The 22995-nt window shown below is 45.7% G+C and carries 21 protein-coding genes; 7 read left to right on the top strand and 14 right to left on the bottom strand.

What is annotated here, in order from left to right; all coding sequences use genetic code 11:
• Positions 1-24 precede the first annotated feature (24 nt).
• The 8 genes from xdhC to AB4517_RS19820 form a co-directional block, all read right to left on the bottom strand.
• Entirely contained in the window at positions 25-906 is an 882-nt protein-coding gene (xdhC, locus tag AB4517_RS19855; RefSeq protein ID WP_017630713.1) for a xanthine dehydrogenase accessory protein XdhC, read from the bottom strand.
• 92 nt (positions 907-998) lie between these two features.
• Positions 999-3404 carry a xanthine dehydrogenase molybdopterin binding subunit gene (gene xdhB, locus AB4517_RS19850; RefSeq protein ID WP_372149526.1) on the bottom strand — a complete coding sequence of 802 codons (2406 nt, stop codon included), beginning with the start codon at positions 3402-3404 and terminating at the stop codon, positions 999-1001.
• Positions 3397-4842, bottom strand: coding sequence for a xanthine dehydrogenase small subunit (gene xdhA / locus AB4517_RS19845; protein WP_372149523.1), 1446 nt, complete (start codon positions 4840-4842; stop codon positions 3397-3399). Before xdhA ends, xdhB begins: the two co-directional genes overlap by 8 nt.
• Positions 4843-5309: 467 nt before the next feature.
• Entirely contained in the window at positions 5310-6044 is a 735-nt protein-coding gene (locus tag AB4517_RS19840) for a GntR family transcriptional regulator (RefSeq protein WP_372149444.1), read from the bottom strand.
• Between the two features lie 193 nt (positions 6045-6237).
• Positions 6238-6924, bottom strand: coding sequence for a DNA-3-methyladenine glycosylase I (locus AB4517_RS19835; protein WP_061033026.1), 687 nt, complete (start codon positions 6922-6924; stop codon positions 6238-6240).
• Between the two features lie 125 nt (positions 6925-7049).
• Positions 7050-7565 carry a GNAT family N-acetyltransferase gene (locus AB4517_RS19830; protein WP_372149441.1) on the bottom strand — a complete coding sequence of 172 codons (516 nt, stop codon included), beginning with the start codon at positions 7563-7565 and terminating at the stop codon, positions 7050-7052.
• A 42-nt stretch (positions 7566-7607) separates the two neighbouring features.
• Positions 7608-8234, bottom strand: a complete 627-nt coding sequence (locus AB4517_RS19825; protein WP_372102140.1) for an HD domain-containing protein — start codon at positions 8232-8234, stop codon at positions 7608-7610.
• Positions 8235-8430: 196 nt separating this feature from the next.
• Positions 8431-9090 carry an HAD family phosphatase gene (locus AB4517_RS19820; RefSeq protein WP_017069081.1) on the bottom strand — a complete coding sequence of 220 codons (660 nt, stop codon included), beginning with the start codon at positions 9088-9090 and terminating at the stop codon, positions 8431-8433.
• Positions 9091-9501: 411 nt separating this feature from the next.
• On the opposite strand from AB4517_RS19820, the gene AB4517_RS19815 reads away from it, so the two are divergent.
• Positions 9502-10830: an anaerobic C4-dicarboxylate transporter gene (locus AB4517_RS19815; RefSeq protein WP_004732879.1), complete on the top strand. Its 1329-nt coding sequence runs from the start codon at positions 9502-9504 to the stop codon at positions 10828-10830.
• A 108-nt stretch (positions 10831-10938) separates the two neighbouring features.
• On the opposite strand, the gene AB4517_RS19810 is transcribed toward AB4517_RS19815, so the two are convergent.
• From AB4517_RS19810 to AB4517_RS19790, 5 genes are all read right to left on the bottom strand, one after another.
• The gene (locus AB4517_RS19810; protein WP_372149417.1) at positions 10939-11262 is read right to left on the bottom strand and encodes a DUF4144 domain-containing protein; all 324 of its coding nucleotides are present in this window, start codon (positions 11260-11262) and stop codon (positions 10939-10941) included.
• A gap of 31 nt (positions 11263-11293) precedes the next feature.
• On the bottom strand, positions 11294-11560 hold the full coding sequence (locus tag AB4517_RS19805; RefSeq protein ID WP_372149351.1) for a Txe/YoeB family addiction module toxin: 267 nt from the start codon (positions 11558-11560) through the stop codon (positions 11294-11296).
• Positions 11550-11807, bottom strand: a complete 258-nt coding sequence (locus tag AB4517_RS19800; RefSeq protein ID WP_017069755.1) for a type II toxin-antitoxin system Phd/YefM family antitoxin — start codon at positions 11805-11807, stop codon at positions 11550-11552. Before AB4517_RS19800 ends, AB4517_RS19805 begins: the two co-directional genes overlap by 11 nt.
• Before the next feature lie 186 nt (positions 11808-11993).
• Entirely contained in the window at positions 11994-12785 is a 792-nt protein-coding gene (locus tag AB4517_RS19795) for a CLCA_X family protein (protein WP_372149348.1), read from the bottom strand.
• Positions 12786-12905: 120 nt separating this feature from the next.
• A complete protein-coding gene (locus tag AB4517_RS19790; RefSeq protein ID WP_372149345.1) occupies positions 12906-13595 on the bottom strand; it encodes a flavin reductase family protein in 690 nt (229 codons plus the stop codon).
• A 233-nt stretch (positions 13596-13828) separates the two neighbouring features.
• On the opposite strand from AB4517_RS19790, the gene AB4517_RS19785 reads away from it, so the two are divergent.
• The 3 genes from AB4517_RS19785 (at position 13829) to AB4517_RS19775 (ending at position 17550) form a co-directional block, all read left to right on the top strand.
• Entirely contained in the window at positions 13829-15160 is a 1332-nt protein-coding gene (locus tag AB4517_RS19785; RefSeq protein ID WP_372149342.1) for a ferric reductase-like transmembrane domain-containing protein, read from the top strand.
• 139 nt (positions 15161-15299) lie between these two features.
• Positions 15300-15707: a hypothetical protein gene (locus AB4517_RS19780; RefSeq protein ID WP_017061620.1), complete on the top strand. Its 408-nt coding sequence runs from the start codon at positions 15300-15302 to the stop codon at positions 15705-15707.
• A 469-nt stretch (positions 15708-16176) separates the two neighbouring features.
• Positions 16177-17550: a carbohydrate porin gene (locus AB4517_RS19775; RefSeq protein ID WP_102320859.1), complete on the top strand. Its 1374-nt coding sequence runs from the start codon at positions 16177-16179 to the stop codon at positions 17548-17550.
• 134 nt (positions 17551-17684) lie between these two features.
• On the opposite strand, the gene AB4517_RS19770 is transcribed toward AB4517_RS19775, so the two are convergent.
• The gene (locus AB4517_RS19770) at positions 17685-18671 is read right to left on the bottom strand and encodes a LacI family DNA-binding transcriptional regulator (protein ID WP_017064973.1); all 987 of its coding nucleotides are present in this window, start codon (positions 18669-18671) and stop codon (positions 17685-17687) included.
• A 234-nt stretch (positions 18672-18905) separates the two neighbouring features.
• Between AB4517_RS19770 and AB4517_RS19765 the strand changes: the two genes are divergently transcribed.
• From AB4517_RS19765 to AB4517_RS19755, 3 genes are all read left to right on the top strand, one after another.
• Positions 18906-20345 carry a sucrose-specific PTS transporter subunit IIBC gene (locus AB4517_RS19765; protein WP_017061623.1) on the top strand — a complete coding sequence of 480 codons (1440 nt, stop codon included), beginning with the start codon at positions 18906-18908 and terminating at the stop codon, positions 20343-20345.
• A 195-nt stretch (positions 20346-20540) separates the two neighbouring features.
• A complete protein-coding gene (locus AB4517_RS19760; protein ID WP_017061624.1) occupies positions 20541-21500 on the top strand; it encodes an aminoimidazole riboside kinase in 960 nt (319 codons plus the stop codon).
• Complete coding sequence (locus tag AB4517_RS19755; protein ID WP_372100790.1) at positions 21497-22942, top strand: sucrose-6-phosphate hydrolase; 1446 nt, start codon at positions 21497-21499, stop codon at positions 22940-22942. The genes AB4517_RS19760 and AB4517_RS19755 overlap by 4 nt, the downstream gene beginning before the upstream one ends.
• The last annotated feature ends 53 nt before the right edge of the window (positions 22943-22995 follow it).

Raw genomic sequence — 22995 nt, 5'->3', positions numbered from 1 at the left:
GCCACTGAAGCTTTGCGACTTTTATTAGGCGATCTTCTCTTCCAATGGTGGTTCGCCTACGTCGCTTGGTTGACTGTGTTGATCGGTCAAATCCTGATTTCGATATTGTTTGGTTGGGCGCTTTTGTTCAAGTGCTTGCCCTTGATAGTGTGCGATCAGTTCACCTGCAACCGATACTGCAATTTCGGCAGGATGTTTGCCATTCACCGCACTAATGCCAATCGGGCAAATCATAGTTTCTATCTGTTCTTGGCTGTAACCACGTTGCTCTAAGCGGAAATCGAACTTCTTGCGCTTAGTAAGCGAGCCAATCATGCCGAAGTAACGGCTGTCTTCACGGTCGATAATGGCTTTGGTTAGGTCAAAATCGAGCTGGTGGTTGTGTGTCATCACTAGGTAGTAGCTGTTCGGTGGCATGTGTTTTACTTCACCGACTGGATCGTCTGAGACAAGCTTTTTGACACCGTGTGGCAGCGTTTCAGGGAACACTTCTTCACGTTCATCAATCCAGGTCACACGGAAGGGCAGAGTCGCGACAATGTGCAGCAGCGCTTTGGCAACATGGCCTGCGCCGAACAGCACAAGGTGGTTCTGTTGAGTGCCAATCGGTTCAAAGCTTAGTGTTGCCATTCCGCCACAACACTGGCCTAAGCGAGCGCCTAGGTTGAAGCGTTCCACTTTGAGCGATTTTTCGCTGGCAATCAGCATCTCGCGAGCCATTTTGGTGGCCACATGTTCAAGGTGACCACCACCAATCGTAGCGATGATTCGGTCACGAGTGACAAGCATTTTTGTGCCCGCATCGCGTGGAACGGAGCCTCTGTCTTCAAGAACCGTCACCATCACACACGGTTCGTAGTTCTCTTCCAGTTTTGCCAGTTCGTGAATCCAATTATCCTTAAACATACGTCCTCCTAAATCCCTTCTATGCTTCCTAAGCTATTTATAGGTGCTCTAAGCTATTTATTGCGCCCTAAGCGGTCTATATAAACCGAGCCCTAAGCCGTTTCTGATTGAGCATCGACCGAAGTCGGAGCCGTTTCAGTGACTTCCTGAATCGCCATCAGAATACGTTCTGGCGTTGCAGGTGTGTTGAGCTTAGGAATCGCGCCATCGACGGCGACATAGCTGATTGCGTCTTTCAGTGCGCTCCATACCGACATACCCAACATGAAAGGCGGTTCACCCACAGCTTTCGAGTTGAAGACGGTGTCTTCTGGGTTGTTACGGTTTTCTAAAAGATGTGTTCTAAAATCAATTGGCATATCAGCAATCGCCGGGATCTTGTAACTCGCAGGACCATTGGTCATCAAGCGGCCTTGCTGGTTCCAAACCAACTCTTCCGTCGTTAACCAACCGACACCTTGCACAAAGCCACCTTCGACTTGGCCGATATCAATTGCTGGGTTCAATGAAGCGCCCACGTCATGCAAAATATCGACACGTAGAATCTTGTTTTCACCGGTTAGGGTATCGACGATAACCTCTGAACAAGATGCTCCGTATGCGTAGTAGTAGAACGGGCGACCGCGTGCTTTCTCGTGATCGTAATAGATCTTCGGAGTGCGGTAGAAGCCAGTGCTCGATAGCGAGATTTGGTTAAACCAAGCCAGTTCAACAAATGAGTTGAAGGTCATGATCTCGTCGCGAATCTGCACCATGCCGTTCTTAAATACCACCTCTTCAGGCCACACTTTGAAGTGCGAAGAAGCGAAGTCAATCAGGCGCTGCTTAATGGTCATTGCGGCGTTTTGCGCGGCCTTACCGTTGAGGTCGGTGCCCGATGAGGCTGCGGTTGGTGATGTGTTCGGAACTTTGTCTGTGTTTGTAGCGGTGATCTGGATACGTTCGACATCGACTTGGAACTCCTGTGCAACGATTTGTGCCACTTTGATGTTCAAGCCTTGCCCCATTTCCGTACCACCGTGATTCAAATGAATACTGCCATCGGTGTAGATATGGATGAGCGCACCTGCTTGGTTCAAGAAAGTCGCAGTAAACGAGATGCCGAATTTCACCGGTGTGATAGCAAGGCCTTTCTTCAAGATAGGGCTCTGCTTGTTGAACTCAGCGATTTCTTTACGACGTGCGTGATAGTCACTGCTGCGTTCAAGCTGTTCGGTTATCTCAGGTAAAAAGTTGTCTTCAACGGTTTGGTAGTAATGGGTCACGTTACGGCCTTCTTCGCCGTAGTAGTTCGCCTTACGTACTTCCAAAGGATCTTTTTTCAGGTAACGCGCAATCTCGTCCATGATGTGCTCGATGGTCATCATGCCTTGCGGGCCACCAAAGCCACGGTAAGCGGTGTTCGATGCGGTATTGGTTTTGCATCGATGACCAACCACAGTTGCATCACCTAGATAATAGGCGTTGTCTGAGTGGAACATCGCACGGTCGACGATAGAACTTGATAAGTCTGGTGAGTAGCCACAGTTACCTGCAACGGTAATGTCGGCACCTTGAATCACACCGTTGTCGTCAAAACCGACTGTATATTGATTGTAGAACGGGTGGCGTTTACCGGTTTGCTGCATGTCTTCATTACGCAGCAGACGCATTTTGGTCGGTCGGCCTGTAAGGTGAGCAATAATCGCAGCCATACATGCTGGAGAGGCCGCTTGGGTCTCTTTACCACCGAAACCACCACCCATACGACGCATATCAACCACGACTTTGTGCATCGGTACGCCAATCACTTCCGCAACCAGTTTTTGAACTTCGGTCGGGTTTTGAGTCGAGGTGTAGACGATCATGCCGCCGTCTTCGGTTGGCATCACGCTACTGATTTGGGTTTCTAGGTAGAAGTGTTCTTGGCCGCCGATCTCTAGGTCACCAGAGATCACGTGTTTCGCTTTTGCCAGTGCGGCTTTCGAGTCACCACGTTGTTGAGTGTGGCTTTCTGTTACGAAGTGTTCTTTCTCTAGCGCTTCTTTTACATCAAGAATCGCAGGCAGTTCTTCATATTCAATGATTGCAGCGTGTGCGGCTTTACGTGCAGTTTCTAAATCGTTAGCTGCCACGGCAATCACAGGTTGACCGTAGTATTCTACTTTGCCATCAGCAAGCAGTGGGTCACCCGGTAGGATGGCGCCGATATCCAGTTCACCCGGTACGTCTTTCGCTTGAATAGCAATTGCCACACCTTCGAATTCGTAACATGGAGATAGGTCTATTTTGGTGATGTTAGCGTGCGCTTGCGTGCTCAGGCGTGCGTATACATGCAGCTGATTTGGGAACTCTAGGCGGTCATCAATGTATACCGCTTCGCCCGTGACTTGCTTGGCTGCACTGTCGTGTTTAACGCTTTTACCTACGCCAGTTTTTAGGTCTTGTTTTGCAATGGTAACCATCTCTTCGTGGGTCATCGCATTGCTCTTGTGAACAGAGGAATTTGATTTAGACATAAGACGTTACCCTTGTTTCGATTTGGTTGTTTTTGTTCTGCTGTTCAATGAAGTAACGACGCAACATATTGGCTGCCGACAATGAACGGTATTCTTGGCTGGCACGGAAATCAGATAGCGGCTCAAAGTCGTTATACAGTTCCTGCATCGCTAACTTAATATTAGCGTCTGTCCATGGTTTGCCTAATAACGTATTTTCACAACGCGCCGCGCGCTTAGGTGTTGCAGCCATACCGCCGAAAGCGATACGAGCATAAGAAACCTTGCCGTCTTCGATTTGAATATCAAACGCACCACACACCGCAGAGATGTCGTCGTCTAAACGTTTAGACAGTTTGTAAGCTCGGAAGCTGTCGTTAGTTGGCTTAGGAATGATGATCTGTTCAATGAACTCACTCTCTTTTTGCGCCGTCACTTTGTAGCTGATGAAGTAATCTTCAATCGGCATGGTGCGTGACTCGTCACCGCAACGAAGTTTGATCTTTGCGTTAAGGGCAATCAGCAGAGGAGGGGTGTCACCGATAGGCGAAGCATTCGCTACATTACCGCCGATGGTGCCTTGGTTACGCACTTGCAGTGAAGCAAAGCGATGCAGCAGTTCACCAAAATCTGGGTAGTGTTTTTTCAATAGTGAGTAAGAATCACTGATAGGCAGGTTGGCACCAATGATTAGATCGGTGTCGGTCTCTTCACATACCTTCATGTCTTCAACAAGGTTCACGCTGATCAGTGTTTCAATCTCACGATGGAATTGCGTCACTTCCAGCGCTAAATCCGTACCGCCAGCAACCAGCTTAGCGTTCGGGTGGGCTTGAAAAAGCTTGGCCAACTCATCGGTGCTTTTTGGAGAAAAAGCGGTGAGGTGACCAAGGCGTAAGTTGGCCTCAGTGTCTTGAATGCTTTGTAGCTTCTTGATGGTGTTGCGTTCAAGTTCAGCAAATTGGTCGATCAAAGGTTGGTCTGTTGAAAGTGACATCGCAGCATCAACAATTGGTCGGTAGCCTGTACAACGACATAGGTTACCCGCCAGTGATTCCATGACGTCTTCTTTGCTCGCATCGGGTTTGTTTTTGCCTAGCGCAAACATCGACATGATGAAGCCCGGCGTGCAGTAACCACACTGTGAACCGTGAAAATCAACCACCGCTTTTTGCACTGGGTGCAATGAGCGATCTCGATTTTGCAGATCTTCTACTGTGATCAGTTGCTTGCCATGCAGCGCTGAAACGAACGTAAGGCAAGAGTTCACCGAGCGGTATTGCAGTTGTCCATCAACCACTTCACCCAGAACTACCGTACATGCGCCACAGTCGCCCGACCCACAACCTTCTTTTGTACCCGTCTTATTTATCTTGGTACGAAGGTAGTTGAGCACTGTCATATTTGGCGACAGATTATCTTCGCGTCTTATTTCCTGATTGAGCAAAAAAGTAATCAAGAGACCTCCTTGTAAATCGACATATTTCCATGTGTATTCTTTTTGACTTCTAGGTCAATAATTATCCATCCTGACCCTGCGGTCAACTATTTATTTACAAAAATATAACAAAGATGGCTTGTCGTGAATTGTATACAATTTAATTTTGGTCATAGTCGTCTGTTTTATAAGGGTTTGGATTGAGATTGAACAGTTTTATGGTGTGAATGAATGGATAGCTATGTATACAAGATAAAGACAAGATTTATGGCACTGTTGGGAGTGATTCTGTAGAGGCTAAGATCGTTGTTGAGGCTAGAATAGACAGTGTTTTAGATGGATGTGAGCCGATCGTCGTCTTTATTTTTAGGTGAGAGGGCATAAAAAAGAGAAGCAAACGCAGGGGCTTACTTCTCTCCAGTTTTGTTAACAAAAAGCTGTTAACAAAAAGTTGTTAACAGATGGTTATCAATCGTTTGTTGAATCGTCTATGACTTACTCTTAAGCAGATCTGAGAACACGACATGCAGATCACTAGAAGCTGTGCTGCTGTCTAGGTTGAGCTTCGAACGAATATGGCTTAGGTGTTCTTGCATCAACTCTACGGCTTGTTGTTCATTGCCTGACTCTATCGCATCCAGTAAGCCTGAGTGTTCGTCTAGAGAACAGTTCGAGTGGTTGCCCGTTTCGTACTGAGCGATCAGCAGTGAAGTTTGCGATACCAAGCTGCGTTGGAAAGCCAGCAGTGGCGCGTTCTCTGCCATTTCAGCCAATTTGATGTGGAACTCACCAGATAAACGTAAGCCAGAACCATAGTCACCTTGGTCAAAGGCGCAGTTCTCTTTCGCGACCAGTTTTCTACACTCGTCGATTTGGGTTTTGGTTGCGTTCTTAACCGCTAGCTCAGTGATAGCAATTTCCATCACTTCACGTGCTTTAAATATCTGCTTGGCTTCGTCTACTGTTGGGGCTGCAATCACAGCACCTCGGTTAGGACGGATCACCACAACTTGTTCTAAGGAGAGGCGCAGCAAGGCACGGCGGATAATAGTACGGCTAACGCTAAAGATTTCTGCTAACGCTTCTTCGCTTAATTTGGTGGCTGGTGGCAGCCTTTGTTCTAGTATCGCGTCGAAGATATGGCAGTAAACAACATCGTCTTGAGTCTGGCCTGTTACTTTTGTTTTTACACCTTTGGAGACAGAATTTTTGAGAGCTGTCATAGAGATAAGGGCCCTTGTTTAGTCGAGTTGGGTTGGTCGAGAATAATTCATGAGTGTTACTCTATATTGTATACATTTATCTATACAATGCCACCGGATGAAAGTGCGATGCACGCTTATTTGTTAATGACTTATAACATTTAGTTTGCAGTGAACTGCGTGCGTTCTAAAGCTTTAAGTCATTCTTATTGAACTAGACGCGATTATCGCCACAGCTGTAGGCGACGATCTGGCTTATTTCGCTCAGGGTACGACCTGATTGCTGCTGCCACTCGTTGAAAGCCTTACTTGCCGCGACTTGTGCTCGTTTGGTGTTACGACCGCTATCAATCACATCTGTGCTGCGCAGGTGCGCTTCAACGTCAGAAGATAAGATAAACGTGTCTTTTCCCATTTGGCGCAAGGTGTAAGCACCTGTGTTACCACCTAATCGCTTACCGTGTTTCTTCAGATAATCCCAAAGTTCTGTAATTCGTTCTGATGGCCAGTCGGCAACCATTTGTGAGAAGGAATCCGCTTCACGCTTGGCATTGTGGATCATCATTGCATTGGCAGGGATGGTCATCACCTTAGTGAGGTGGCGAATAATGCGCGGGTCTTGCGCTTTTTGTTCCCACATCTCATTCGGCAGCATCAGCATTTTTTCGATATTAAATTCAAAGAACACTTCTTCAAATTGCGGCCATTTCTTTCTCACCACATTCCACGAAATACCACACTGGAATACCTTCTCGGTAAAAGCGGCTAGCCAACGGTCGTCGGTAATTTGTGATAACTCGGTCTGTGAAAGAGGCGCACGAACAATCTTTTCGAGCTCTGCTGCGCCACCTTTACGGTGAGCGGCACGTTGGTAAATGGTGTCGAATTTTTCTTGGGTCATTGAAGGTTCCAAATTACATCTGTGTAGCCAATGCTTAATGATATGGGGTCGAATCTGGCAATTAAAACGATTCTGTTAACGAAAGTAAGTCTGTTAATTAAAACGATCAAGCCGAGTAAAACACGCTAGCTGAGCTTTAATTCCATCTGATACAAGGGCCAGGTATTGCCATTGAATTCTTTGAATTTTGGTTCTTTGTCTACCACTTGAAAGCCCGCTTTGTCGTAGCAACGTTTCGCACCGTGATTCTGTTGGAATACCGCTAAGCTGATGGTGGTGACATCAGGGATCTGTTTTGCGGCTTCTAATGCACTTTCTATCATGGACTGCCCAAACCCTTTACCACGCTGACTTGGGTGAATGGCCACTCGGCAGAATCGAAGTTCACTGTCTGACATACGTTGAAACTCCATAAACCCGATCAGTTCTGAGTTATTGCCGTTCGAATTCAGTTCAGAGAGAGCACTAGACTCAGAGAAGGTATATAGCTCAACTTGAGGCTCTTGAGAGCGTTCGATGATGGAGGCGGCTTCTAACGGCCAACCAAAGGTTCGTCCGCCCCACAGTACATAGTCTTCGAGTGATGTGAACCAAGTGACGATCTCATTGGCATCGGAGGCTTTAAAGCGGTTTATTTCCATATCCTTGTCTCTTCCTTATCGCGTGTCTCTTTTTCTAAACCGCTAAACTTCCGTGCCCAACTGCTCAAGAAAGCCACGCATGTAATCGGTGCGCTTGTTGGCTTCTAACTTGGCTGATTCTGTATTCATGGTTTCTGCTAGCTTAAACAGCTTCACGTAGAAGTGGTCGACGCTGTAATGCTTGTCATCCAAGTCACGATGTTCAGCGAACGGGTCTTCGTGGTTATACAGCTCGGCGTTAAAGCTCTGACCCACATACAAACAGCGAGCGATACCAATTGCACCGAGAGAATCAAGGCGATCGGCATCTTGGACGATCTGAGCTTCTAAGGTTTCAGGTGTGATGTTGGCACTGTAGCTGTGCGTGACAATGGCATGATGGATCTCATCAAGATAGGACGCGGGGTAGTCGATAGATTTGAGGAAAGAGATCGCCTTATCTGCTGCCATTTGCGAGCTTTGGGCTCTGTCTGGGTGGTTCTTAGGAAAGGTGAAGCAATCATGAAGATACGCGGCGGGTAACACGACTTCAAGCTTAGCTTGTTCTTGATCGCACAAAGCTTTTGCGGTTTTGACGACACGCTTAATATGGCTGATGTCGTGTGCTGCATCTTGTGTCATTTCTTGCTGTGCAAACTCAAGCAGTTGGTCTTCAAACTTTTCCTTCACGCGTCTCTGTCTCCATATTTAGACGTTAGCAATCTTGCTGATTACTTAGCATTTATCCCAAATCGACTTTAACAGTTTCAAGCGCGAGTTTTTATCTTTTATAAAAAGTATATCAACAAAAAAACCGACTCTATGAGTCGGCTTAATAGAGGGGCTTGTCTACGTTGATAAAAGCATTATCAACGGCAGTCAGAGCTTAAGCTGCAGCTTGTTGAAGCTGTGCTAGCACATCATGCAGAGAAGGGCTGATGGTGTGTCCAAGCGCTTTCACTTCGTCACATGGCTCTACTAAATCAGGGATCTGGAAGCTGATCATGTTGGCTGCCATAGAAGCGCGAATTCCGTTGTTCGAATCTTCGAACGCTAGGCAGGTTTCAGGCGCAACACCTAGGCGTTCAGCCGCCAGCAAGTAAATCTCTGGGTGAGGCTTGCCGTGAGTCACTTCGCAGCCTGTGCTTAATGAAGTGAAGTAAGAATCTAGGCCAGCCAGCTCAAGCTTCTTCTTCGCGATATCAAGCTGAGTGGAGGTCGCCACCGCGATTGGAATGTCATTCGATTTTAGCCATTCAAGCAGTTCAATCACGCCATCTTTTACTGGGATTGCTTGGTTTTTAACAATTGCACTGTAGCGGGTGCGCCATTCATTATTCAGCGCTGGGTAATCTAGCCCTTCACCGTAACCGTTTCGAAAAATCTGTTCGATGGTTTTTGCGTTACAGCCAATGATGCCTAGGTAAACATCCTGCAAAAACGGAACACCTTGCGCGTGACATGCTTCTTCAAATACCTGCATACAAAGTCGCTCGGTGTCGAGCAGCAGTCCATCCATATCAAAAATAGCAGCTTGAAAATTCATATACGTGGTTCTTTCTGTGTTGTCGTCGTGAGGGCGGATATTTTGACATAGTGTCTAGTGATAGGCGAGTCAACGTTCAGTAAGAATGTATCCAATCGGCTCGGCAATATGCTTCTGAATGACTTTAAATGTGATTGATTGTGGTTGGAATAATATCGTTCAGTTATGAGCCTGATATTTTATAGGCCATCCAGATCTAACAGAAACAATTATGATTATCCCACATAACAAATCTAGGTATTGCGTCTGGCTTCTTATTACATTTCATAAACTTACGGGCGTGTTAGCGTGACCATAATCTTATAAAAAACAATTTGCGGAAGCCTGCAATCATAGTGTGACCAAGTAATAAGTAAAAGGCTGAACTAAAGGACAAAATATAATTAGTCCACATTTTTAGCAAGGTTGCTTATGTTGTATTTTGAGTTTCTATTTTTATTAGTCGTCCTTTATATCGGGTCTCGGTATGGCGGTATCGGCTTAGGTGTTGTTTCTGGGATTGGCTTGGTTATCGAGGTGTTTGTCTTCAAGATGCCACCAACGTCTCCACCTGTCACCGTAATGCTGATCATCCTCGCTGTTGTTACCTGCGCTTCGATCCTCGAAGCGGCGGGTGGCTTGAAATACATGCTGCAAGTGGCGGAAAGGGTACTGAGAAAGAACCCGAAACGCGTTACCTTGATAGCACCGTTCGTGACTTACTCGATGACTTTCCTATTGGGTACTGGCCACGCGGTTTACTCAATTATGCCAATCATCGGCGATGTTGCGTTGAAGAATGGTATTCGTCCTGAGCGCCCGATGGCGGCTGCGTCTGTTGCGTCTCAACTGGCTATCACTGCATCACCAATTTCTGCTGCTGTGGTCTATTACCTCGCGCAACTTTCTGATATCCAACACTCTATTACTCTGCTTTCTATTCTGATGGTGACAGTTCCTGCAACCTTGTTCGGCACACTTTTGCTTTCTCTGTATAGCTTGAAACGTGGTAAAGAACTGAACGACGATCCTGAATACCAAGCTCGTCTAAAAGATCCAGAGTGGAAAAAGCGCATTGAAAGCACCACTGCGACCTCTTTGGATGAAGTACTTCCAACTTCGGCTCGTAATGCGGTATTGATTTTCCTACTTTCAATTGTTGTGATTGTTATCGTGGCGATGGTGCCTGAGATCAGAACTATCGTTGACGGTGACAAGCCAATCAAGATGTCGGTGATCATCCAAATGATGATGCTCTGCTTCGGCGGTATCATCTTGCTGGCGACCAAAACTGACCCGCGTGATGTGCCAAATGGTGTGGTATTCAAATCGGGAATGGTGGCGGCGATTGCGATCTTCGGTATCGCTTGGATGTCGGATACCTACTTCCAATACGCAATGCCTCAGTTCAAGTCTGGCATCGTGGAAATGGTGACTAACTACCCATGGACGTTCGCACTAGCGCTATTCATCGTATCGGTTGTGGTGAACTCGCAAGCTGCAACTGCACGAATGATGTTGCCTGTTGGCCTTGGTTTAGGGTTGGATCCAGCGCTGCTTATCGGTTTGATGCCAGCAGTGTACGGCTACTTCTTCATCCCGAACTATCCATCAGATATCGCTACGGTGAACTTCGATGTGTCTGGTACCACTAAGATTGGTAAGTGGTACTTCAACCACTCATTCATGTCGGTTGGTTTAATTGGTGTGGTCGGCGCATGTTGCTTAGGTTATGCACTGGCTCAGATTTTTATCGCTTAATGTATTAACTCTTTTTTTGAAATAGCCAAGACAACAACGAAAAACAGCGCCTAAATTGGCGCTGTTTTTGTTTTAACAGGTTTCGTTTATTAGCTTTTAAATGAACTATTAACGTGGCTCAAAAGCCAAAGACTGAATCGCTTCTTCAATCGTCAGGAAGTGAATCTTCATCAAGCACACTTCGGCTTTCTGGAACTCATGATTTCGTATCAGCTTAGTCACGCTTTCTACTGAATACTGCTCAGTTCGTTTAGCTAAACCCAGTTGGTTTGAGTTTGATTGTAGCGAGTAGCTGTCGCCAACTGAATCGATGAGGTAATCATCTTCGCCCAAGATCATATCTGAGCATTCCACCTGGAAATCTTGTTCTGACGCGACGTAAATAAGCTCATCGTCACCGTCGAGTTTTACCAAAGATGGCCAACTGATCATTACTGCTCTTTCTATGTGCTGCTTACTGCTTTTAATAGTGGTGACGACAAGCAATTATGTAAAAGTTATCGTCATCTGCTTTATACACTAATCGATTCTTGTCATCGATTCGTCTTGACCAAAAGCCAGACAGGTTGCCGACTAGTGGCTCCGGCTTTCCAATCCCTTCAAAGGGCTTTCTTTTGGCAGCTTCAATCAACTTGTTTAGTTTCTTGAGCATTTTCTTGTCTTGGGTTTGCCAGTATAGGTAATCTTCCCAAGCATTATCTGTAAATACAATCTTTCGATCATTCGTCATTATTCAATTCTCGAACGGTTGTATTTCCGGTTTCGAGTTGAGCAATGGATTCAGCCAATCTTTCAGCGTTTTTAGGCGAGCTCATTAGGTACAAGGTTTCTTGCATTGAATTAAAATGATCAAGAGACATTACCACTGCATCTTCTGAATCTCGTCTGGTTATTACCGTAACATCAGAATCGTCTACCACTCTATCGAGCACAGACTTAAGGCTATTTCTGGCCTCAGTAAAAGAAACAATATTCATCACTTATTTACCCTGTTGTTTTTGGATATGTTTAATCTTTCTATATACACAGAATAGTTAATCATTCATGAATTAACTATTCTACATGTTCCGCTTGTTGTACATGTTATATCAGAGCTTACACATGATCAACTTATGGTACATGTCATTCATTGTAAATATGCAGAGAGTTACTGACTCAAAATGCTATTTACTCAAAGATTGGCCTAATGGTGCGAAGTAACCTTGCAGGGCTTGGTATATCTGTTCTCGGTGCGCCATATCAGGATACACGGGGTACATATCAGGCTTGGTTGTGCCATCCACTAGATAAGCGTTCTTGATATCGGAACACGATTCAATCACGGATTCAAAAGCGCGCGCCATCATCTCTGTGGGTAGTGAGAAGTAACGGGCAGACATCGCTTTGTCGGCAATCACACTGCGAGCCACATAATCGTGTTTGTCCAAGTTATTGTCGCTAAGCAGTGTGGCATCAAACAGAGACATCAAACTTTCGTTTAATGGATGAGGTCGCACCGTTCTATCGTGCAACCAACAGTCGCTGGCGAACAGGATCTGCTTGCGAGGGCCAGAGGTATCGCCGATTTCAAACGCTTTCTCAGCGATATAGTGGTCAAATGCATGCCAAAACTCGTGAGCGAGCGCGCCAGCTCCGGCATTCTTCGCGAGGGCTAATTCTCGTTGGTTCGGGGCATAGTGTGCTTGTACGCCTTTTCTGCCGCCACTGCCGAACGCTAAGCCTAATGTGCCGCGAAGGCCAATCGCTTCTGGTGGCAAAGCCAAGATGTAAGCCAAGTCGGCTAGCGAATCGAATATCAGATTTGCGGCCAACTCTTTTTCTTCTTTCGTCACCCAAGCACCCACACGAATGCTGCCCATACCGAAGGTTTGTTTGATGTCCATGAATGACACCTGATCGCCATGTCGGTAGTCTGGGCCTTCGCGCGTTTTGTATTTAAAGTGAGTTAACTTCAAAAGGGTCCTTGGAAACAGACGTAAGAATGAATAGTGTGCTCAGTGAGATGCGCCTGTGTGAGATGCATCTCTTGGAATTAAAGGACGTTAGCACTTTTGATAGCAAATTGCCGAACAAAATTAGTTTAGATTGAGTTCGAAAGCTTCCCATGAAGTTGGGTTACCTTCACGAGTGAGTGGAAAGAGTGGCTGTTGTGGTTTTGCATAGCTTAATCGGTGCAGTCTTTGAGTTACGTGGTAGCTATCAAGCCCTGATACCGTGACCAAATCCAACGCTTCTAAATCAAGGTAGCCATCCGGCATCGAGGCGCGTTTGGGTGCGTGAATCGTTATAACTTCACCGATCAACATTTGCGTTTGATTGCTTTCGATTGTTATCTGTTCTTTGAACGCTAACCCTATCTTTAAACTGCTCTCCAAGACGAAGGGAGCGGGGAATGTGTCGTCATAATAGGCCGTTAAGCCGACCGCGTTGAATTCTGAGACTGGTTTAGGGTAGCGAGCCGAGGTTTGATGGGCCTTTTTAACAAAGTCAGCACCAATGCTGTTAACGGTGAAGTACTTAGTTTCTAGGATGTTTTCTAGCGTATGACGTCGGCTTTTATCTGGGCGAACAATAAAACCAAGCAGCGCGGGATCAGACCCTAGGTGAATGACAGAGCTCACTATCGCAAGGTTTTCAAGCCCCTGTTTATCACAAGTACCAATTAGGTTGGCGCTTTTAAATCCAGATAGGGAGTTAACCAAACGAATGCGGTGGCGCGGGTCCATTGTTTGGATATCTTGTTTAGAAAGGGTCATGTCCTTCATATCTTCTCTTCTTCTCATTTATTGTTATCTTCGAGCATGCTCACTAACGGACTTATATGTACGAAGAATCCGCTTTTATCGATCAAAGAGCGCTTATTGGCCGTGGGCAGTTTGTCTCTTTTATCTCTGCTACAGCACAATGAACGAGATCCTTTGCATAGATTTACGTACGTTGACGTCCCTTTACATCACAGGAGCTAAAGTAATGATGTCGTCTTTATGAGTGTTAACAAATGAAAACAGTCCGCAATATCATTTGGGCAATGATTGCCACAATGTCAGCCTTTTGGTTTGCGATGGAACCGCAATTATTCGCTTCAAGCGATGTCTTTGAATGGCGCTCAGCCATGATTCAGTACTCAGGTATTTTGTCTCTGGTGTTAATGTCCATCACAATGATCTTGGCGATGCGTTTGCCTATGGTTGAGAATTGGCTGAAAGGTATGGATAAAGCATATCGAGTCCATAAATGGCTCGGTATCGGTGGTGTTGCACTGGGTGTGACACACTGGTTGTGGTACCAAATACCTAAGTCATTGGTGGTGTCTGGTGTGTTAGATAAGCCTGTTCGACACGATGGTTCAGGGCCGCAAGCTGTTTTGACTGGATGGGAGTTATGGGTCAATGAATTACGCGGTATTGCTCAGAGTATTGGCGAGTGGGGCTTCTACTTGTTGCTCATTTTACTGGTGGCGTCACTATGGGCGGCAGTGAAGTACAAACCGTTTAAATTGTCGCACCGTCTGATGTCGGTTGCGTACCTGTTTATCGCTTTCCACTCAGTAATCCTGCTTAAACGAGCGTATTGGGGAGAACCTATTTATTATCTAACTGTGGGATTTGCTTTGGCTGGGTCTATCGCAGCGATTTACAGTTTGTTGGGCTTGGTTGGGCGTCGTAATCGTCACTCAGCGAAGATTATCTCGACTCGCTATTTTCCACAAGCTGAAGTGATGGAGCTGGTGTTAAAACCGGAGGCATCTTGGCAAGGTCACAAAGCTGGGCAGTTTGCGTACTTGCGTTTCGGTAATGAAGACCCGCATCCGTTTACCATTGTTTCTGGCAGTGATGATCCAGAGCTGCGCTTTTTGATCAAAGAGCTGGGTGATTTTACTAATGGCCTATATGAACGAGTGAAAGCGGGCGATGCGGTTACGGTTGAAGGACCCTATGGTCGACTTTATTTTGACCTAAGCAAGCCACAAATTTGGATTGCTGGTGGTGTCGGGATAGCGTCGTTTTTTGCAACACTTGAAGCGCTCAAAACAGAACGAGATCATCCTCGTATTCAACTGTTTTATTGTACTCGCGGTGTTGATAAGCAATTAATCGATGAGTTGTGGCACCTAGCGCACGCGGTTGGTGTGAAGTTGACCGTGATAGATACCTTGCACTCACCGCGGCTAAACGCCGGAAGAATTGTCAATCAATGTGGCGACCTCAACGAGTACGAGATGTATTTCTGCGGGCCGGAGTTGTTCTCTACATCACTGAAAAAAGAATTAGACACCTATCAATTTGATATTGAAAAGCACTACCACGAAGAGCTGTTTGTGATGCGTTAAAGCCAACTATTGGAGCTGTGATTGTTAAATTAGTCAATCGGCACAGTGTAAAAAGGCGTAAAGTCACTCAATTTGTTATTGCAGCGGTTTGCTATTGAGCGATACCATATAGGGCTGTTTCTTTGGTAAAGATGTAATTATGTCAGATGAAAAACTCGCACTCGAATGGATGCGCCAACAAGCTCATAAAGTTGACCCATACGTTATCGATCCATCGTTTGATGAATGCGTTGAGTTGCTTGATCCTGCCTTCAAGAAAGGCAAGAGTGTTGCTCAACTCAAGTATCTGTTATCAGAAGCAGATCGCCGAGCGGGCGCGGCAGAACGTAAGCATGCGGCTTTAAAATACGCCAAAGAGAAAAGCCCAAATGCTGGTCAAATCTTGCGACTGCAAAGCAAGCTTCAACAAGTTCAGTTGGCTCTCAAGCTTGCCACTGGCGATAACAATATGACCATATCTCAGTTCTGTTCAGAGTATGACGTGACTAAGCGTGACGGCAATACGGCATGGAACGAAAAGCTGGTGGAGCAGGGTAAGAGAAAGTAGTCTTTTAAACACTTTACTCTTCTATAAACTGTCACGTTAGTTAATGTCATACACTTTTCAAAAACGACCTATTGTTATCAATGAACGCCTTTCTAAAGCCTGAAAAATCGCTTCTCAGGCTTTAATTTTTATAGCCAACCTGTTGCATTTTTTAGCGCCTTTCCTAATTCTCGTACTGGATTTTCTCTCTATTTTTCTGAGATAGCTAATGTGCGCGATACACTATTTTTCGCCCATTAATCAATTTCACTTGTGACAAAGTTATCAGAATTATGCATTTTCGGTAACGTTCCCGAAATTATCGATCTATCATCCACTCAGATACAAAAGTGAAGTAATCAACACGACTGATTTCTATTTCTTCTTCGATATAGAGCTTATACATCAAAAGTATAAGCCGAAATGTGCTTACGAATTATTTTGGGAACGTTTGCAGATAATCCAAAACAATTAACGTGAGAACATCAGAATGAAACGACACATTTTAGCGGTTGCTGTAACAATGGGGCTAATGACTACATCGGTATTAGCAAGTGAAGACGTTGCAGCATTAGAGCAACGTATTAATGAATTAGAACAAAGGGTTGCACAAACAGAGCAGGTCTCTACCGAGGCCAATGAAAAGGCTTCTTCGTTTGAGTTTCACGGCTATGCTCGCTCTGGGTTATTGATCAACGACGACCTAAACGGCGCGACAGGTACTGGTCCTTACATGACAGCGGCGGGTGCCATTGGAGCTCCAATTGGACGTCTTGGTGTTGAAGATGATCATTACGTTGAAGCGAACTTGATTCATAAGCGATTTGCAGACGATGGCTCTAGTGCTTTGTTTCGCATCATGTTGGCCGACAGTACTGAGACAAATAACGAGTGGACTGCCAGCGAAAGCCAGTTGAATGTGCGACAAGTGTATTCAGAACTGAACCGTCTGAGCATGTTCTCTGAATCTGAAGCGTTTTCTGAAGCAACGTTTTGGGCGGGTAAACGATTCGATCGCGACAACTTTGATATTCACTTTTTCGATTCGGATATTGTCTTCTTATCAGGTACTGGTGCGGGCGTTTATGACGTTCAGATGAGCGACAACTGGAAAGCGAATTTCTCTATTTATGGCCGAGATTTTGGTGAGATTGATAGCTCGTCAACAGATGTAGAAAACTACATTGCAACCATGAATAACCGTATTGGCCAATGGCAAGTGATGTTGAGCGGTATGACCTCAGCAGACAACGATAGCCGCCTAAATGGCGCAGCTGAAAGCGGTGTACACGCAATGTTTGCGTACCATGGAGACAACTTCTTTGGTCTGAGCGAAGGCTTCTCTAAAACGGGTATGTTAGTGGGTAGTGGCCTAGGTGCAGAGCTAAAAGGCATCGGTTCAAATGGTGATCTACTGGATGACGCGAAAGCCGTTCGCCTGTTTAGCTACGGTGTCACTCGCATTGGCGACAACTGGCGCTTAGCACCTGCATTAATGGCAGAGCATAGCCAAGACCGTTTGAAGAAGAATGACGAGTTCACATGGGCTTCTTTAAACGTTCGATTAGCTCAAGAGTTCACAGAGAACTTTGAGATGGTTTACGAAGGTTCATTGCAATACATGGATTTAGACAACTCGACAGAGCAAGCGAGCGGCGGTTTCTACAAAGCGACAGTTGCACCAACACTCAAGCTTTCAACTAGCACTGGTTTCTTTGACCGACCAGAACTGCGTTTCGCTGTGAGCTATGTGGATTGGAGTGAAGACCTAAATGGTTACTCGATCAGCACTGAAGCAGATGCTGCAACGATGGGAGAGGGCGGCGAGGTTCTGTTTGCACTGCAGATGGAAACTTGGTTCTAATTGCTTGATATATCGTTTAGATAGAGAGTGTTACTCATGATGTGATAGTCGCATCAGCAAATGCCAACCTTATCGTTTCAACTCGAAGGTTGGCATTTTTTATCTTGGGATAACCTGATCTCTGAAATAAATCGCTAGCAAGACTCTCGGTCAATAGTGGTGAAGGTCAACACCATCTTGCTCATTTCAAAGCCTTTTTTCTCAATACGGTCGAGTAGCAGCTTGGCTCCATTTTCTCCCGCTTTATCAAACGCATAGTTAAACGTAGACAGCGTTGGTGTGCATACTGAAGCGAGCTCATCGTCACCTACACCGAGCACCAATATATCCTTTCCTGGAACGAGCCCTGCTTCCTGAATGGCTCTGATCGCACCGATTGCGATACGGTCAGTGGCGCAGAATAGGCCGTCGAGCTTGGTGTGCTCCTTGAGATACTGCTTCGCCAGTTGGTAACCTGATTCTATGGTGAAGTCGCCACGGGCGTGAAATTGCAGTGTGAGGTCGTTAAATTGAAGCGATTGAGCGAAGCCTTCCGATCTCATCTTATCAACCGCAATATCATCACCTTGCACACCGATGAATCCCATATGCTTACAAGCTTTCGCTATGAGGCGATTACCCGCTTCAAACCCTACGCGAGTGTCGTCGTGCACAATGCTTGGGATGTTAAACATTGACCCGTCTTGACCAACCAATACCACGGGTACGGCAGAGCTTTGAATCGCTTTGACTAATTGGTTGTCGAGGTGGGTCGCGTACAGGATGATACCTTCAACACGCCTCTGGTTAAATATCTGAATATATTCAAGTTCTTTATTGTGTGTTTGGTGTGTGCTCGCTAATAATACATGCTTGCCCGCTTGCTCTAAGACGGCGGTTAAACCATCGACACCCTGAGAGGTGGCATGGGAAGAAACCCTAGGAACAATCACGCCAACCAGGTTGGTTTTTTGGGACTTTAAGTCTTTAGCGACTTGGTTTGGGAGATAGCCACACTCTTCAACCGCTTTACGCACCTTCACCTTGGTCGCGTCTTTTACGCCATACTCATCATTGATTACTCTTGAAACCGTCGACTTGGAAACTCCAGCGAGACGAGCGACATCATGAAGACTAGCCATTATTCATTATCCAATTGTAATTTTAGTTTTGGGATTGTTTGCAAACAGAGCATCAAATTTACCTGTTATTAGGGGATTTTAACCCTGTCTTCTTATCCTAGGGAGATAATTTGAAGATCATTCTCACACTATTGAGCAGTTATCTTTGATCATTTGTTATTTCTAGGCAAAAATTTGTTTTGCAAACGTTCCCGAAAATTCAAAAGCTCAAATGATAATCCAATGGGGTATGTAATGAATTATCCAAAAATAGCAAAAGAGCTGCTTTCTCTATTAGGTGGTAAAAGTAATATCACCGCACTCGCACACTGCGCGACTCGTCTGCGTCTTGCGGTTGCAGACCAAGATAAAATTGATGAACAGGCGATTGATAACCTAGAAGGGGTTAAGGGCCAGTTTAAAGTGGCAGGTCAATATCAGATCATCTTTGGCTCAGGCATCGTAAACCAAGTTTATGCTGAGTTGGCTAAGCTGACTGAAATGACGGAAATGTCGACCAACGATGTGGCGTCTGCAGGTGCTGACAACCAAAATATCCTGCAACGCGCGGTGAAAGGCCTGTCTGATATTTTTGTACCAATCATTCCGGCGATTGTTGCTGGTGGTTTGTTGATGGGTATCTACAACCTATTGACGGCTCAAGGCTTATTCATTGATGGCAAATCTTTAATCGACGCTAATCCGGGTTTGACCGACTTAGCAAACATGATCAATACATTTGCTAATGCTCCTTTTGTGTTCTTACCTATTTTATTAGCATTTTCAGCGAGTAAGAAGTTTGGTGGTAACCCATACCTTGGCGCGGCTTTAGGTATGTTGATGGTTCACCCAGACTTGCTTAACGGCTGGGGCTTCGGTGGCGCATCAGTGTCGGGCAGCATTCCGGTTTGGAACATTTTAGGTTTCGAAATCGAGAAAGTAGGCTATCAAGGTTCAGTACTACCCGTTCTTGTTTCTGCGTTTATTCTAGCGAAAGTTGAGCTTGGGCTGCGTAAAGTTATTCCTTCGGTTCTGGATAACTTGCTAACGCCGCTATTGGCGATTTTCATAACTGGTTTGTTAACATTCACGATTGTTGGTCCATTTACTCGTGATATCGGCTTCCTGCTTGGTGACGGCCTAAATTGGTTATACAACAGTGCTGGCTTCATTGGCGGTGCGGTGTTTGGTTTGATTTATGCGCCGTTTGTTATTACTGGTATGCACCATAGCTTTATCGCGATTGAAACTCAGCTTCTTGCGGATATTGCAACAACTGGTGGTACGTTTATCTTCCCTATCGCGGCGATGTCTAACGTGTCACAAGGTGCAGCGGCACTGGCGGTTGGTTTCATGAGTAAAGATAAGAAAATGAAAGGTATCGCGATTCCTTCTGGTGTGACTGGCTTGCTTGGTATTACTGAACCTGCAATGTTCGGTGTGAACTTGAAGCTTCGCTATCCATTCATTGCTGCGGTTTGTGCCGCTGCGATTTCAAGCGCGTTTATCACGATGTTCAATGTGAAAGCACAAGCACTGGGTGCGGCGGGTATTCCTGGCATCATCTCAATATCACCAGAAAAGATTGGCTACTACGTGGTAGGTATGATTATCGCGTTCGTGACTGCCTTTGCTCTGACCGTTGTTTTAGGTCTGCGCGAGCGCAGCAAGCAAAACATTAAAGCAACAGCTTAACGTTTCTCCCTAGAAGTGAAGCCCCCCTTTTCACTTCACTTCCTAAGCTTTGGGGTGCTAGCTAGGTGATTTGGCTTAGCTAGCCTTTTTATATTTTTACATGACAGCGTGAAGTGTCACCTTGCTTTTGGTTGCTACTGCTTTCGATTGCCATCGCTTTCGGTTGTCATGATTTTCAGTTTTAAGGTAAGAAAGATGAATCAAGTTTGGGTAACTGGAGACGCCGTCGTCGACCTCATTCCGGAGACTGACGCGACATTATTGAAATGTCCGGGCGGTGCGCCTGCTAATGTCGCGGTAGCGATTTCTCGCCTTTTAGGCAAAAGCGCATTTTTTGGCCGAGTGGGTAACGATCCGTTTGGCACTTTTATGGAAGTGACTCTGCAAAAGGAAGGTGTGAATACCGAGCGTTTGGTGAAGGACCCTGAACAACGCACGTCAACCGTGGTGGTCGATCTTGATGACCAAGGCGAGCGTAGCTTTACGTTTATGGTTAAGCCAAGTGCCGACCAGTTTATGTCTGTTGAAGACATTCCCGAATTTAAGAAAAACGAGTGGCTACACGTCTGCTCGATCTCTTTGGCTAATGAACCAAGCCGAAGCAGTACCTTCGAAGCGATCCGACGTATGAAAGCCGCGGGCGGTTACATCAGCTTCGATCCAAACCTTCGTGATGAAGTGTGGCAAAACCCATCTGAAATTAAGTCTGTGGTCATGAAAGCGGTTGAATTGGCTGATGTGGTTAAATTCTCAGAAGAAGAACTGGATTTCTTAACCGATTCAACTTCGATGGAACAAGGTTTGGCTAACATTGCAGATCTTAACAACACGCTTGTTCTGGTTACGCAGGGCGCGAAAGGCGTTTGGCGAGTATTTGAAAACCAAGGTGTGTTGATTTCAGGTCGCTCAGTGACGCCAGTGGATACCACGGGTGCAGGCGATGCTTTTGTTGGCGGTTTGCTTGCAAAGCTTTCTCAAGATGATGAGTGGAACAATCAACAAGTCGTCGATTCTGCAATTCAGTGGGCGAATGGGTGTGGTGCACTGGCGACCACGCAAAAAGGCGCAATGACCGCACTTCCAACGCAAGAAGCTCTTACTCAGTTTATTCAAAAAGACTCTTCAAATACGAATGCCGTAGAGGAGAGTGTATGAGTTTGAACTCGAACTGGACAGTAGAGCAAAGATATCGCCGTATAGAAGATATTTCTCTAGAGAGTATTGATGCGATGGTAGAGCTTCGCAAACAAGACTCTGGCTATCCAAGCTACCATATTGCGCCTAAGTTTGGTCTGCTTAATGATCCGAATGGTCTGTGTTTCTTTAATGGTGAACACCACCTATTTTACCAATGGACGCCAGTTGGCCCCGTCCATGGTATGAAGTACTGGTACCACCTTTCTACCAAAGACTTCGTTCATTTCGAAGACCACGGCATTGGCTTGCACCCAGACCAAGATTACGACTCTCACGGTGTTTACTCTGGTGGTGCATTGGTTGAAAACGACAATGCATTGTTGTTTTTTACAGGTAACAAGCGCGACGGAAATTGGTTGCGAGTGCCAACTCAATGTTTTGCCAAGATGACTGCTGACGGCAAAATAGAAAAGCACGGCGTGGTTATCGAAAACGATCACTACACCGAACATTTCCGAGACCCAAAAGTGTGGAAACAGGGCGGCGATTATCTGATGGTTGTGGGTGCTCAAACGCCTCAAAATACTGGCTCTATGGCGCTATATTGCAGCCGAGACCTGATGAATTGGCAGCACAAAGGTCCAATTCAAACTCGTTACAACAACCTTGGCTATATGTGGGAATGCCCAGATTTCTTTGAAATAGAGAATCAGTCGGTGATGCTGTTTTCTCCACAAGGTGTGTCTAGCGAAAATCCATACGATTTCAAAAATATCTACTCGGTGGCTTATATCGTCGGTGACCGCCTAAATCTCGATTCGGTAGAACTGGAAAACCACCAAGATATTGCGCAGCCAGATTATGGCTTCGATTTCTATGCACCACAGACTTATTTAGATGATACAGGCCGCCGTATTCTGATTGCTTGGATTGGTCTGCCTGAGATTGATACACCATCTAATGAGTATCAGTGGGCGGGCATGTTGTCGTTACCACGCGAACTTCAAATCCAAGATGGCTATCTTGTTCAGTCTGCTTTACCTGAATTGAAAGCGCTACAGGGTGAAGCTGTGGTGGTTGAAAATGCTCTTGAATTGGATACAACCAGCTTCATGGTTGAGCTCGAAACTGATACTGACGAGTTTGAGTTTACACTTGCTAACGTTGCGGGTGATAACATCGTGTTCAGTGCTACAGAAAAGGAGTTCATGCTTGATCGCAGTAAGATGTCTCAGCTCTACGCGGAAGAGTTTGGCTCAGTGAGAAAAGCACCGAGGTTGAGCACCAAGCAAACCATCGAGGTTTATGTTGATAAGTCAGTGATCGAAATCTTTATCAATGGCGGTAAGCACACAATGACCAGCCGTTTCTTCATTGATGACTTGAGTTCTTTGTCGATGACTGGTGACGTGAACACCGTTTATCACTCGATGAACCCAATTAAAGGGTTGGACAACTAACCTCCGCTTATCTCCATCAAGAAAGCCGCTGATCATGAAGTGACCCCGTAAAG

The sequence above is a fragment of the Vibrio sp. 10N.222.52.C3 genome (assembly GCF_041474195.1).
Classification (GTDB): domain Bacteria; phylum Pseudomonadota; class Gammaproteobacteria; order Enterobacterales; family Vibrionaceae; genus Vibrio; species Vibrio crassostreae_C.
The sequence above is the reverse complement of the archived record's forward strand: the minus strand, read 5'-3'. Positions and strand labels throughout refer to the sequence as shown.

Coding starts and splice junctions, on each gene's coding strand:
- xdhC (WP_017630713.1), bottom strand. CDS start 906: ATGTTTAAGGATAATTGGATTCACGAACTGGCAAAACTGGAAGAGAAC.
- xdhB (WP_372149526.1), bottom strand. CDS start 3,404: ATGTCTAAATCAAATTCCTCTGTTCACAAGAGCAATGCGATGACCCAC.
- AB4517_RS19840 (WP_372149444.1), bottom strand. CDS start 6,044: ATGACAGCTCTCAAAAATTCTGTCTCCAAAGGTGTAAAAACAAAAGTA.
- AB4517_RS19835 (WP_061033026.1), bottom strand. CDS start 6,924: ATGACCCAAGAAAAATTCGACACCATTTACCAACGTGCCGCTCACCGT.
- AB4517_RS19830 (WP_372149441.1), bottom strand. CDS start 7,565: ATGGAAATAAACCGCTTTAAAGCCTCCGATGCCAATGAGATCGTCACT.
- AB4517_RS19820 (WP_017069081.1), bottom strand. CDS start 9,090: ATGAATTTTCAAGCTGCTATTTTTGATATGGATGGACTGCTGCTCGAC.
- AB4517_RS19815 (WP_004732879.1), top strand. CDS start 9,502: ATGTTGTATTTTGAGTTTCTATTTTTATTAGTCGTCCTTTATATCGGG.
- AB4517_RS19810 (WP_372149417.1), bottom strand. CDS start 11,262: ATGATCAGTTGGCCATCTTTGGTAAAACTCGACGGTGACGATGAGCTT.
- AB4517_RS19805 (WP_372149351.1), bottom strand. CDS start 11,560: ATGACGAATGATCGAAAGATTGTATTTACAGATAATGCTTGGGAAGAT.
- AB4517_RS19800 (WP_017069755.1), bottom strand. CDS start 11,807: ATGAATATTGTTTCTTTTACTGAGGCCAGAAATAGCCTTAAGTCTGTG.
- AB4517_RS19790 (WP_372149345.1), bottom strand. CDS start 13,595: ATGAAGGACATGACCCTTTCTAAACAAGATATCCAAACAATGGACCCG.
- AB4517_RS19785 (WP_372149342.1), top strand. CDS start 13,829: ATGAAAACAGTCCGCAATATCATTTGGGCAATGATTGCCACAATGTCA.
- AB4517_RS19780 (WP_017061620.1), top strand. CDS start 15,300: ATGTCAGATGAAAAACTCGCACTCGAATGGATGCGCCAACAAGCTCAT.
- AB4517_RS19775 (WP_102320859.1), top strand. CDS start 16,177: ATGAAACGACACATTTTAGCGGTTGCTGTAACAATGGGGCTAATGACT.
- AB4517_RS19770 (WP_017064973.1), bottom strand. CDS start 18,671: ATGGCTAGTCTTCATGATGTCGCTCGTCTCGCTGGAGTTTCCAAGTCG.
- AB4517_RS19765 (WP_017061623.1), top strand. CDS start 18,906: ATGAATTATCCAAAAATAGCAAAAGAGCTGCTTTCTCTATTAGGTGGT.
- AB4517_RS19760 (WP_017061624.1), top strand. CDS start 20,541: ATGAATCAAGTTTGGGTAACTGGAGACGCCGTCGTCGACCTCATTCCG.
- AB4517_RS19755 (WP_372100790.1), top strand. CDS start 21,497: ATGAGTTTGAACTCGAACTGGACAGTAGAGCAAAGATATCGCCGTATA.